This window comes from Zhouia spongiae (assembly GCF_022760175.1).
In the GTDB taxonomy this organism is placed as follows: Bacteria; Bacteroidota; Bacteroidia; order Flavobacteriales; family Flavobacteriaceae; genus Zhouia; species Zhouia spongiae.
In genome coordinates this window covers 3,017,264-3,030,033 of record NZ_CP094326.1, presented here as the reverse complement: position 1 = coordinate 3,030,033, position 12,770 = coordinate 3,017,264, and the positions used below count along the sequence as shown (strand labels likewise).

General features: G+C 38.5%; 13 protein-coding genes. 2 read left to right on the top strand and 11 right to left on the bottom strand.

What is annotated here, in order from left to right; genetic code table 11:
• Window positions 1-84: 84 nt before the first annotated feature.
• The 9 genes from corA to hisG form a co-directional block, all read right to left on the bottom strand.
• Complete coding sequence (gene corA, locus MQE36_RS13115) at window positions 85-1,176, bottom strand: magnesium/cobalt transporter CorA (protein ID WP_242936432.1); 1,092 nt, start codon at window positions 1,174-1,176, stop codon at window positions 85-87.
• 26 nt (window positions 1,177-1,202) lie between these two features.
• The gene (gene hisIE, locus MQE36_RS13110; protein ID WP_242936431.1) at window positions 1,203-1,805 is read right to left on the bottom strand and encodes a bifunctional phosphoribosyl-AMP cyclohydrolase/phosphoribosyl-ATP diphosphatase HisIE; all 603 of its coding nucleotides are present in this window, start codon (window positions 1,803-1,805) and stop codon (window positions 1,203-1,205) included.
• Between the two features lie 4 nt (window positions 1,806-1,809).
• Window positions 1,810-2,565, bottom strand: coding sequence for an imidazole glycerol phosphate synthase subunit HisF (hisF, locus tag MQE36_RS13105; protein ID WP_242936430.1), 756 nt, complete (start codon window positions 2,563-2,565; stop codon window positions 1,810-1,812).
• A 92-nt stretch (window positions 2,566-2,657) separates the two neighbouring features.
• Window positions 2,658-3,461 (bottom strand): 1-(5-phosphoribosyl)-5-[(5-phosphoribosylamino)methylideneamino]imidazole-4-carboxamide isomerase, encoded by an 804-nt coding sequence (locus MQE36_RS13100; RefSeq protein WP_242936429.1) that lies wholly within the window; start codon window positions 3,459-3,461, stop codon window positions 2,658-2,660.
• Between the two features lie 4 nt (window positions 3,462-3,465).
• The gene (gene hisH, locus MQE36_RS13095) at window positions 3,466-4,047 is read right to left on the bottom strand and encodes an imidazole glycerol phosphate synthase subunit HisH (protein WP_242936428.1); all 582 of its coding nucleotides are present in this window, start codon (window positions 4,045-4,047) and stop codon (window positions 3,466-3,468) included.
• A gap of 78 nt (window positions 4,048-4,125) precedes the next feature.
• Entirely contained in the window at window positions 4,126-5,265 is a 1,140-nt protein-coding gene (gene hisB / locus MQE36_RS13090; protein ID WP_242936427.1) for a bifunctional histidinol-phosphatase/imidazoleglycerol-phosphate dehydratase HisB, read from the bottom strand.
• Window positions 5,258-6,316, bottom strand: coding sequence for a histidinol-phosphate transaminase (gene hisC / locus MQE36_RS13085; RefSeq protein ID WP_242936426.1), 1,059 nt, complete (start codon window positions 6,314-6,316; stop codon window positions 5,258-5,260). The genes hisB and hisC overlap by 8 nt, the downstream gene beginning before the upstream one ends.
• On the bottom strand, window positions 6,297-7,610 hold the full coding sequence (hisD, locus tag MQE36_RS13080; RefSeq protein WP_242936425.1) for a histidinol dehydrogenase: 1,314 nt from the start codon (window positions 7,608-7,610) through the stop codon (window positions 6,297-6,299). The genes hisC and hisD overlap by 20 nt, the downstream gene beginning before the upstream one ends.
• 21 nt (window positions 7,611-7,631) lie before the next feature.
• Window positions 7,632-8,489: an ATP phosphoribosyltransferase gene (gene hisG, locus MQE36_RS13075; RefSeq protein ID WP_242936424.1), complete on the bottom strand. Its 858-nt coding sequence runs from the start codon at window positions 8,487-8,489 to the stop codon at window positions 7,632-7,634.
• A gap of 350 nt (window positions 8,490-8,839) precedes the next feature.
• On the opposite strand from hisG, the gene MQE36_RS13070 reads away from it, so the two are divergent.
• Window positions 8,840-9,700: an OmpA family protein gene (locus MQE36_RS13070; RefSeq protein WP_242936423.1), complete on the top strand. Its 861-nt coding sequence runs from the start codon at window positions 8,840-8,842 to the stop codon at window positions 9,698-9,700.
• Window positions 9,701-9,717: 17 nt separating this feature from the next.
• The gene (locus tag MQE36_RS13065; RefSeq protein WP_242936422.1) at window positions 9,718-10,269 is read left to right on the top strand and encodes a hypothetical protein; all 552 of its coding nucleotides are present in this window, start codon (window positions 9,718-9,720) and stop codon (window positions 10,267-10,269) included.
• Here the strand turns inward: MQE36_RS13065 and nadB are convergent.
• Window positions 10,261-11,814: an L-aspartate oxidase gene (gene nadB, locus MQE36_RS13060; RefSeq protein WP_242936421.1), complete on the bottom strand. Its 1,554-nt coding sequence runs from the start codon at window positions 11,812-11,814 to the stop codon at window positions 10,261-10,263. The two genes, MQE36_RS13065 and nadB, sit on opposite strands and share 9 nt — an antisense overlap.
• Window positions 11,814-12,740, bottom strand: a complete 927-nt coding sequence (gene nadA / locus MQE36_RS13055; RefSeq protein ID WP_242936420.1) for a quinolinate synthase NadA — start codon at window positions 12,738-12,740, stop codon at window positions 11,814-11,816. Before nadA ends, nadB begins: the two co-directional genes overlap by 1 nt.
• Window positions 12,741-12,770 lie beyond the last annotated feature (30 nt).

Sequence of the window (12,770 nt, the reverse complement as noted above, 5' to 3'; positions counted from 1 at the left end):
TATTGTTAATAACCCACGCTCCGCAAAATCAGGAGGCTTTGCGGTACTCTTTCCAGTTTAACCTTCCTTTATAAATCATTAAAATCAAAACCACCGTTTGCGCTTAAAGTACAATACCATTAATATAAAAATAACGAGCATTAACCCTAATACTACATGATATCCGTACCTGTATTCTAATTCGGGCATGTTTCTGAAATTCATACCGTACACGCCTGCAATAAATGTGAGCGGAATAAAGATAGTTGCGATGATGGTCAGCACTTTCATTACCTCATTCATTTTATTACTCATATTCGTCATATACACCTCCATAAGGTTGGTGATGAGTTCTCTGTATAACTGGATATTCTCATGAATTTGGATGCTGTGATCCAAGGCATCCCTTAAAAAGAGTTTCGTTTCTTTGGTTATTAAATGGTGTTCTGATTCTATAATACGGTTTACCAGATCTTTTACCGGAACCACCCACTTTCGTACGGAAAGCACCTCTTTCTTTAACTTTTGTATTTTTTCAGCCGTAGCCTGGTCAGGATGATTGTATACCTCTTCCTCCAATGCATCGATCTTTGCGGCAATATTTTCTGTAACCACAAAATATTGATCGATAATAGCATCGATTAAAGCAAAGAACAAATAATCTGACTGCCGGGTCCGGATACGTCCGTACTTGTTTTTAATACGGTCGCGAACCCCTTCAAAAACATCTAATTCTATTTCCTGAAAAAGCAATACATTATTTTCACAGAGAATGATAGCACAGTGCTCTGTAGCTATTTCATAATCTTTATCGAGATAAAGCATTTTAAGAGTTGCAAACACATAATCGTCGTACTCATCGATCTTAGGGCGTTGATTGGTGTTTACAATATCTTCTAAAACCAGTGGATTTATATTGAAATAATTACCAAGTTTATCGATTTCCTTTTCATTACTGAGTCCATACACATTAAACCAGGTAACATTTACCTGCTCCTTAAATGTGAGGGCATCTTCAACTTTAGTGAGTGTCTGAAAATCGAATAAGTCTTCAGAATAATCGATAACGGTAACCGCATATTTACCATCCTCGCGGTTACCCATATAGGTAATGGTTCCCGGTGCTTTCCCAATTTGTCGTTGCGAGCGAAATTGTTTTTTAATGGCAGATTTTAAATTGATTGTTTTCTTAGTCATGTTTAAATTTAAGAAAAAGCCTCATTTTATCGGTGTCTGTCCTGTAAAACCTTTTCAATATCTTTCAACGAATAACCCTTTGCCCTGAGCAATATTAAGTAATGAAACAATAAGTCGGCACTTTCATTTAAAAAAAGTTCTTCGTTATCGTCTTTTGCTTCTATAACTGTTTCTACAGCTTCCTCTCCTACTTTCTGTGCTATCTTATTGATTCCTTTGGCAAATAATGAAGCTACATAACTACTATCTGCATCGGCACTTTGTTGCCTGCTTTTTATAATGTCTTCCAATACACTAAAAAAGCCGAAACCGGAAATGTTTTCTTCTGCCCAGCAGGTATCTGTACCTTTGTGGCAAACCGGCCCTACCGGGTCTGCCTGAATTAAGAGCGTATCATTGTCGCAGTCGACCTTAATATTGATAAGATTCAGAAAATTGCCGCTCTCTTCTCCTTTGGTCCATAAACGTTGTTTGGTCCTGCTATAGAAAGTTACTTTTCTTGTTTCAAGTGTTTTTACGTAAGCTTCTTCGTTCATATATCCCAGCATCAATACATTCTTAGTGCTGACATCCTGGATAATAGCGGGAACCAAGCCATCTTTGTTTTTATTAAAGTTTATTTCTAACATAATTTTAAAGTCTTACTGGTATGTTTTGTTCTTCTAATTTTCTCTTTAACTCCAAGATCTCAATTTCTTTAAAATGAAATACACTTGCAGCCAAAGCTGCATCTGCCTTACCTTCCTTAAAGGTGTCTATAAAATCTTCTATTTTGCCGGCCCCACCTGAAGCAATAATTGGAATATTAAGTTCTGTTGACAACCTTGAAAGTGCTTCATTGGCAAATCCGTTTTTAGTTCCGTCATGATCCATGGAGGTAAACAGGATCTCGCCTGCCCCTCGTTGTTCTACTTCTTTTGCCCATTCAAACAGATCTAATCCGGTAGGAACTTTACCTCCGACCAAATGCACTTTCCACTGTCCGTCTATTTGTTTTGCATCAATGGCTACAACGACACATTGGCTGCCAAATTTAGCGGCAAGATCGTTGATTAACTGCGGATTTTTAACCGCAGAAGAGTTCACAGATACTTTATCAGCGCCACATTTCAGTAAACGATCTACATCTTCTACCGAACTTATGCCGCCGCCTACAGTAAATGGTATATTCACCTTTTCCGCAACATGCAAAACCAGCTCTGCCAAAGTTCTTCTCCGCTCTTCTGTCGCAGAAATGTCTAAAAACACCAGTTCGTCTGCTCCTTCCCTGGCATAGATCCCAGCAAGTTCAACCGGATCTCCCGCATCCCGAAGGTCAACAAAGTTTACTCCCTTAACAGTTCTCCCGTTTTTTATATCCAAACAAGGTATTATTCGTTTTGTTAACATTTTACAGTTACATTATATTGTTTTCAGGTCGAGCGTAGTCGAGACCTAAACTCTTATATACCACCTCTCGACTACGCTCGAGGTGACCATCATTAACTACTTAAAATAAACTGCTCCAGTTGTTGTAGTCTAATTCTTCCTTCGTATATGGCTTTACCGATAATAGTACCTTCACAACCTAATTCAGCCAGTTTAGGTAACTCATCAAAGGTTGAAATACCTCCGGAGGCAATCAGTTTTATACCTTGACGCTGCTGAGATTCGTTCTGAGTGAGTTTTTCCTGTTCTGTTCTCGACTGCGCCCGAACTGACATGTCTTTTGTATTACATTCAGATAAAATTTTTTGGTACAATTCAAAAGAAGGACCTTGCAACATACCGTCTTTAGAAATATCTGTGCATATTACATAGTTAACACCTTCTTTTTGATAGCGTTGTATAAAAGGTATCAATTCTTCCGCCGATTCTTCCTGCCATCCGCTTACCGCTATTTTTTCGTGATTAGCATCAGCCCCAAGAATGATCTTTTCACTTCCGTATTTTAATATCCATTGTTTAAATACTTCCGGGTTTTTAACGGCTATACTTCCTCCTGTAATTTGATTGGCTCCACTCTCAAAGGCTATTTTTAAATCTTCATCAGATTTTAAACCTCCTCCAAAGTCAATTTTTAAACTTGTTTTGGATGCTATCTTTTCCAGGACTTTGTAGTTAACAATATGACTTGACTTAGCCCCGTCCAGGTCTACCAGATGCAACGACTGTATCCCGTGGGTCTCGAAGTTTTTAGCGACCTCTAGCGGATCTTCGTTGTATATCTTCTTTGTACTGTAATCGCCTTTTGTAAGCCGAACACATTTACCGTCTATGATATCTATAGCTGGAATAATTCTCATTCACTTATAGGTTTAAAAAATTTTTTAATAACCGTTCACCGGCTATACTGCTTTTCTCCGGGTGAAACTGCACCCCGTAAAAATTGCCTTTTTGTAAGGCTACTGAATATTTCCGGCCATAATCGGCGGTTGCTATGGTATTTTCACACAAAGGGGCATAATAACTATGTACGAGGTACATATACTCATTATTCTTGACACCGTTAAAAAACGGAGCCTCCGGATGGGAAACCTGGTTCCAGCCAATCTGCGGAACTTTCACTTCATTGTTAAAGCGAACTACATTTACATTAAAAACTCCAAGTCCTTTGGTATCTCCTTCTTCCGAACCATTACACATAAGCTGCATTCCAAGACAAATTCCTAAAACCGGTTGTTTTAAAGAAGGAATTATTTTATCCAATCCTGATTCTCTTAGTTTTTTCATAGCACTGCCGGCCTCACCGACTCCCGGAAATATCACTTTGTCTGCTAACTGTATCTCATCTGCATTACTGCTTAAAACAGGTTCATAGCCCAAACGCTTAAATCCAAAAATGATACTTTGAATATTCCCTGCACCGTAATCTATTATAACTATCTTCATTTCTTTAGTATTAAGTAGTAAGAAATAAGTTTTGCGATTATTCTTCCCTGAACTGATTACTCTCTACTAACATCTTATTTACAATACCCCTTTTGTCGACGGCAACACCATTTTTTCAGCATCTCGTTTTACTGCCACTTTAATTGCTTTTGCGAAGGCTTTGAATATAGCCTCTATTTTATGGTGTTCATTCTGTCCTTCAGCTTTGATATTCAGATTTGCTTTAGCTCCATCGGTAAACGATTTAAAGAAGTGATAGAACATTTCTGTTGGCATCTTCCCAACCATTTCACGTTTAAATTCCGCGTCCCAAACAAGCCAGTTCCTTCCGCCGAAATCAATTGCTGCCTGTGCCAGACAATCATCCATAGGCAAGGTAAAGCCATAGCGTTCTATACCCAGTTTATTCCCCAGAGCCTTACTGAACACTTCGCCTAATGCAATTGCAGTGTCTTCAATGGTATGATGCTCATCTACTTCCAGGTCGCCAACAACCTTAATATCCAAATCCATTTGTCCGTGGCGGGCGATCTGATCCAGCATATGATCAAAAAAGGCTAATCCTGTATCTATACTGCTCTTTCCTGTACCGTCCAGATTTAGCCGGATACTGATATCTGTTTCATTTGTCTTGCGAACAATCCCGGCAACTCTGTCTTCCAGCTTCAAAAATTCATAGATCTTTTGCCAGTCATCTGTTTCCAGTGCTATGTATGAATTTAATTCTTCCTGTTTTACAGATATCTCCCCTGTCCCCAGATTGGTGTTTGTATTGATATAGATGGCTTTAGCACCAAGGTTTTTAGCCAGTTCAATATCCGTCAAACGATCTCCAAACACGAAGGAGTGCTGTAAATCATATTCTCCGTTAAGGTATTTTGTCAACAAACCTGTCTTTGGTTTGCGGGTTGGTGCATTTTCATGCGGAAATGTCCTGTCGATTACAATTTCATCAAACACAACACCTTCATTCTCAAAAGATTTTAAAATAAAATTATGAACAGGCCAAAAAGTTTCCTCCGGAAAGGAATCTGTTCCCAATCCATCCTGATTCGTAACCATCACCAGTTCATAATCCAGTTCCTTTGCTATCTTTCCTAAAAAGGTAAAAACCTTAGGGAAAAACTCCAGTTTGCCAAATGCATCAATCTGTTCGTCTGCCGGTTCTTTAATGATGGTACCATCGCGATCAATAAATAATACTTTCTTCTTATCCATTTTGTATTTCTTTTAATGCTTTTATCAATGCTTCGTTTTCTTCGGTTGTTCCAATAGTAAACCTCAATGTATTTTCACAAAGGGACTGGGTAGTTCTGTTACGGATAACAATACCTTTCGTCAATAATTGATCATATCTTTTGTTGGCATTATCTACCTTTACGAGTATGAAATTAGCATCAGTCGGATATATTTTTTTAACAAAACAAACTTCAAGTAATTGTTCAACTAAACTTATCTTGCTGCTTAAAATAGAGCTTATTTCATTTTTAACTTTACTAATATGCAACATTCTTTCCAATGCTTTTTGCTGGGTCAGTTCATTTACATTGTATGGCGGTTTTATCTTGTTTAAAATTGATATGATTTCTTTTGAAGCATAGCAAATCCCAAGTCTAATTCCGGCCATACCATAAGCCTTTGACAAAGTTTGTGTAACGATGAGGTTTGGAAAATCTTCGAGACGGTTCAGCCAGCTTGGCTGGCTTGAAAAATCTATATAAGCTTCATCGATTATCACAAGCCCTTTAAAGTCTTTTAATAGCTGTTCAATGTGGTTTGGGATAAAAGCATTCCCCGTGGGATTATTTGGTGAACAGATAAAAAGCAGCTTGCTATTTGCATCTATACTTCCTTTAATTGCTTCAATATCCGGTTGAAAGTTTTGTGTTAGCAATACTTCTCTATTTTCAACATCGTTGGTATCGGCTAATACTCCATACATCCCATAGGTCGGGGGCAACGTAATGACATTGTCTATTTTAGGTTCACAAAAAGCCCTGAAGATCAAATCGAGTACTTCATCACTCCCGTTACCCAGAAGAATATTTTCATCCGAAATCCCTTTTTGTTCTGCCAGTACTTCTTTCAGATTCCGTTGTTGCGGGTCGGGGTAACGATTTACTCCGTTTTCGAACGGGTTCTCATTAGCATCGAGATAAATCATTTTTTGCTTAAAATCCTTAAATTCGTCTCTTGCAGATGAATATGGCTTCAGCCTTAACACATTCTGCCTGGCCAGTTTTTCTATATTAAACACCCTGGTTTTCATACGCTCTTTCCTCCTGTAAAGCTTTCAATCTTAAAGTTACTGCATTTTTATGTGCCTGTAGCCCTTCTGCTTCAGCCATTAATTCAATTGCAACGCCTATTTCCTTTATTCCTTCTTTAGTAATCTTTTGAAATGTCATGCTTTTCATAAAGCTATCAAGGTTTACCCCGCTATACTGCTTAGCATAGCCGTTAGTCGGCAATGTATGATTGGTACCGGATGCATAATCCCCTGCACTTTCCGGTGTATAATCTCCGATAAATACAGAGCCTGCATTCTGGATTCCGTTCACATAATAATCCTCATCCGCTGAACATATAATAAAGTGCTCCGGCCCGTATTCATTGATTAGTTGCAAAGCAGTTTCTTTGGCTTCTACATATATCAGTCTGGAATTTTCAATGGCTTTTTGAGCAATTTCTCTACGAGGAAGCTCCTCTAACTGGTCTTTAATTTTTACTTCAACATCATCTATAAAACCCTTTGAAGTAGAGACTAGTACAACCTGACTGTCGATTCCGTGTTCTGCCTGACTCAATAAGTCGGAAGCTACAAAATCGGCATTAGCACTATCATCCGCAAGGACTAATAATTCTGAAGGCCCTGCCGGCATATCTATTGCTACATTGAATTTAGTTGCCAGTTGCTTGGCCACGGTTACAAATTGATTACCCGGGCCAAATATTTTATACACCTGCGGGATGCTCTCCGTTCCGAAAGTCATTCCTGCAATAGCCTGTATTCCTCCTACTTTTAAAATTTCGGTCACTCCACAAAGATTTGCAGTATACAAAATAGCAGGGTTTACCGCTCCTTCTTTATTAGGTGGCGTACAAAGTACAACCTCTGAACATCCGGCAAGATTAGCAGGCACAGCCAACATAAGGATCGTTGAGAATAACGGAGCTGTTCCGCCCGGAATATAGAGCCCTACTTTCTGAATCGGTCTTTTTTCTTGCCAGCAATTAACTCCATTTTGAGTTTCAACAATCACTCTTGAAGTTTTCTGGGCAGCATGAAACTTCTCGATATTGTTTTTAGCGGTCGTAATCGCTTCTTTCAACTCTGCCGACACTTGCTTCGATGCTTTCCCGATTTCGCTGTCAGTGACCTTAATATCGTTTAATGAAACACCATCAAAGATACTGGTGTACTTAGCAATAGCCTGGTCGCCTTTAGATCTGACCTCTCCAAAGATTTCTTCTACTGTTGCTTCAATATCATCAATTGTTTGCGTGGGGCGCTTTAACAATTCTTGCCAGTCTTGCTTCCTTGGATTATATATCTTTTTCATTTTATTATACTTTTTAAATGCTTATAATACCATTTTTTCGATAGGACAAACCAAAATACCTTCAGCACCTACTTCTTTTAGTTCATCAATGATCTCCCAGAACTTGTCTTTGTTCATTACTGTATGAATGGAACTCCACCCCTCTTCAGCCAAAGGAAGTACGGTAGGGCTTTTCATTCCCGGTAACAGCTGAATAATCTCATCAATTTTATCATTCGGAGCATTCAGTAATACATAACGGGATTCCCGGGCACGTAAAACAGATTTGATCCTAAACTGAAGCTTGTCCAAAATAGCCTGTTTTTCCTCAGAAAGATCAGGAGCCTTAGTAATTACCGCTTCACTTCTGAGCATAATCTCCACTTCCCTCAGGTTATTCTTAAAAAGTGTACTTCCGCTGGACACTATGTCACATACAGCATCCGCAAGTCCTATATTCGGCGCAATCTCTACAGAACCATTAATGATATGTAAATCTATGTTAACCCCCTTGTTCTCAAAATATTCCTGTACCGTATTTGGATAAGAAGTTGCTACCCGCTTTCCCTCCAGATCTTCAATACTGTTATAATTTTCGCTCTTGGGAACTGCAATCGATACACGACATTTCGAAAAGCCCAGTTTTTCAATGATCTCAAGGTCATTTCCCTTTTCAACAAGTGTATTCTCTCCAAGAATGGCGATATCTACAACGCCATCTCTTAGATATTGAGGGATGTCTCCATTTCTTAAATACAATACCTCTAGCGGGAAGTTTCTTGCGTTTGCTTTCAGCTGGTCTCGTCCGTTGTCTACTGAAATACCGCAATCTTTAAGAATCTTTAATGAATCTTCATTAAGTCTGCCTGATTTTTGAATTGCTACTTTTAGTTTAGTCATTTTCTTTTTAAAGTTTGGCCTGAGCAATTCAACGGGAATAAAAAACCCGTTTGAATTGCTCAAACGGGTTAAATTTCTTTATGCTAAAATTACACATAACATTCTCACCTCGCCTGAGCGCAAGTATGAAAATGATGATGATGTAATTGAATGTTGTTCATTATTTCTTTTTGTTGGTACAAATATATATCACCTTTTTGGTATTAAACAAATGAACCTCAAAGTTTTTCTGTTATAAATTTGTTTTTCATCCGATAAATCTGTGACAAAACTTATAAAACCTTAAGAAATTGCAGGCCTTGACGGGAATTAATAAATTTATGAATTATAACCAACCAACTCTTTACAAAATGAAAGATTTTCTGGTTGCTTTTATGGTTTTTCTCCTTTGGTCTGTATTTGGTTTATGGATCTTTAACAATACAGGAACTAAAAATAAAACTTTACAGGTTCCTGATCAGACAACTACGCTCGATAAAAAAGAAACCGATTCTGCCGTACAAGGTCTATACGATCCGGACGACTTCAATCAAAGAATTACCGGAAAGTTTATAATCACTGAAGGAGAGGGTACTGTAAAAGAAAAAAATTCAAACGATTTTAAAGATTATTTACAAACATATTTAACCAATAACCCGGACCAGGTTTTAACCATTTACGGATTATACCAAAGAAGAGAGCCTTATACCATTGCCGAACGCAGAGCAGAAACACTTAAATCTATCTTTATAAAATACGGAATCGACAGCAACAGAATTCTGACAGTATCAAAAGAACGTGACTTTATGTACAAAAGAAATGGGGAATATGACAACGGATTCATTTTTGAATTAGAAAGTATCCCCGTAAAAGCTGAAAAAGTTGCAGATGACAATACATTTAACAGAGTTTTATTTACTAAGTTTGCTTCAAACACTTTCAATCCTGATGAACCCTTCGGGGCCTATGTAGATTCATTAAAGATATTTTTGGATCAAAACAGACAAAAAACGATCTCAGTTACAGGCCATACCGATGCTACCGGCGAAGAAACGGACAATGAATGGATTGGCTTACAGAGAGCTAAAAGTGTAGCTGGTTACCTGGTTTCGAAAGGAATCACAGAAGACAGAATCCGGGTAGGTTCTGCCGGTGAAACCGAGCCTATAGGAGACAATAATACGCAGGAAGGAAGACGAAAAAACAGACGTATTGTCATCATCATAAATTGATTTGTAAAAAACTTATAATGAATATTTTATTGCTTACCGACTCAAATATCCTCATATGGGTATTAATGTTTGTTTCATTTTTAATCGGCTGGTTCATGTCGAGAGCTTTTCCCGGCAAGAAAAAACCTGTTGAAACAAATAATGACACTTCTACTACCGGGAAAGAGAATCATGAAACAGATACGGGCGAAGTCCATAAAATCAAAGCAGTTTTACGATATGGCAGAAGCGGAGCCTCTGTAGTTGATTCCGAAAATGAAATCTTTACTTCAAAAATCCCCAAACCAAACGGCATAAAAAGCAATCCGAAATTAAATTTCAGCAACATAGGACATGCCGGACCTGAAGCTAAAGATGATCTTAAGCAAATAGCCGGCATCGGACCATTTATAGAAGAAAAGCTTAATACCATCGGAATCTATACCTATAGCCAGCTAAGTAAAATGAATGACGAAGAAATAGATGCTATAACTGAACTTATTGAGTTTTTTCCAGGAAGGATTAAAAGGGATGATTGGAAAGGCCAGGCCAAAAACCTGCTCGGAAACAGCCGGTCTGAATTAAACTAAATGCAACTCTTTTGCTATATTATCTATATTATAAAACCCGCCTCTGTTTTCTTTTCTTAATGCAGATTGATTTATAATTAGTTCAGCGGTATCGACCATATTCCTTAATTCATAAAGAGCGATGCTTCTTTGCTCTTTTATAAATAACATCTCAATCTCTCTTTTTAATACGTTTACCTTGTCACCTGCCTTTCTTAAACCTGAATCACACCTGACGATCCCCGTGTAATGACGCATAATCTTCTGTAGTTCTGTTTTCAGCGTTTCAACCTTATTCAGTTTGTCTGTCCATTGCACCTTTTGAACCTCATATTCGCCAATTATCATTCTTTCTGCCGGAAAAACACTCTTCTGATATTCAAAAATCCTGTGAGCATAAACCAATGCCTCCAATAAAGAATTAGATGCCAGTCTATTAGCACCATGAAGTCCGGTTCTTGACGATTCTCCACATGCAAACAAATTGCTTACTGATGTCTTTCCGTTCTTATCTACCTGAATCCCTCCGCATATATAATGTGCAGCAGGTGATACAGGTACCGGATCTGCTGCCACGTTAATACCCTCTTTAAGACACTTATCATAAATTGTCGGAAAATGCGCTTTAAACAACCTCATGTCTAAATGCGTACAATCTAAAAACACAAAATCTTCCTCCTGTGTCATCAATTCGTTAAAAACAGCTCTGGAAACAATATCTCTTGATGCCATTTCTCCCCTGTCGTCGTAATCAAAAACAAATCGTTTCCCTTCAATATTACGTAAATAGGCTCCAAAACCTCTAACCGCTTCTGATATTAAAAAAGAACTGCCGCTCTCTTTCTGATACAGTACTGTCGGATGGAATTGTACAAATTCCATATCAGTGATAACCGCACCAGCTCTATAAGCCATAGCTATTCCATCGCCGGTAGCTATTATCGGATTTGTAGTATGTCCGTACACTTGACCAATCCCCCCAGAAGCAAGCAACACACTACTACTTCTTAAAGCTTTTACTTTATTGGTTTTTATATCTAAAATATAAGCTCCGGCACAACACCTCTTACTCTTAGTTCCTACAATAAGATCAATCGCAAAATGGTCGGTCAAAAAAGTAATATTCGGAAGTTGATGAACCCTTTTAAGCAATGCTCTTTCAATTTCAAAACCTGTAATATCCTTGTGATGTATTACCCTGCTGGCCGTATGTCCTCCTTCTTTGCCCAACTTATAGAAGCCTTTTTCGTTAATATCAAAATTAGCTCCCCATTGTATGAGTTCCTGCAAGCGTTGCGGTCCTTGGCGAACCACAAATTCAACTACTTCCCGATCACATAAACCATCACCGCATTTTAAAGTGTCGCCCACATGTTTGTCGAATGAATCCGAGCGGCTATCTAACACTACTGCTACTCCACCTTGAGCATATTTCGTATTAGACTCGCCCTCATCAGATTTTGTAACGATAGTTATATGCTTATCCGTATGAAATTCAGCCGTTTTTATTGCATAAGTCAGCCCTGCTATTCCTGATCCTATTATCAAAAAGTCTGTCTTCAACATTAAATCGAAAGTTTTAGCATCCTGTTTATAGGTATCAATGCCTGCTGCCTGAGTTCTTCCGATAATTTAATTTCCGGAGCCTCATGCAAAAGGCAGTCATAGAGCTTTTGTAATGTATTTACTTTCATGTAAGCGCATTCGCTACATGCGCATGTGTTATCTTCTTTTGCGGGAGCAGGGATTAAAACGGCATCAGGCACTTCTTTCCTCATTTCATACAAGATCCCCGCTTCTGTAGCAACGATATACTTCTGTTCAGGATTTTGCTTTACACAATTCAGCATCCCCGCGGTAGACCCGATATATGAAGCTGTCTTAAGGATGTGTTCTTCCGATTCAGGGTGCGCAATAATCTTAGCATCTGGATGTTCTTTCAGCAAGACCAATAATTTATCGATCGAAAAGGCCTCGTGGACAATACAGGAGCCATCCCAAAGTACCATTTCTCTTCCGGTTACATGGCATAAATACTTTCCTAAATTCTTATCTGGTGCAAAAATAATGGACTGATCTTTCGGTATTGATTCTATCACCTTGACCGCATTCGAAGACGTACAGACAATATCTGTCATTGCTTTTACAGCAGCAGAGCAATTTATATAAGTAACCACCGTATGATCCGGATACTGTTCAATAAACTGCCTAAAAGCCTCAGGAGGACATGAATCTGCCAGCGAACACCCGGCATTGAGATCGGGTAAAAGCACTTTTTTAGAAGGGTTGAGGATTTTAGCCGTTTCAGCCATAAAGTGAACTCCGGCAAATACAATGATATCGGCTTCAACCTTTTCTGCCTGCTGAGATAAACCAAGGCTGTCTCCTACATAATCGGCTATTTCCTGGATTTCTGCTTCCTGGTAATAATGAGCCAGGATTACTGCATTTTTTTCTTTCTTTAATCTATCGATCTCTTCTTTTAAGTTCATGGTGGTAGCTATAGATAATAGCCCACAAAA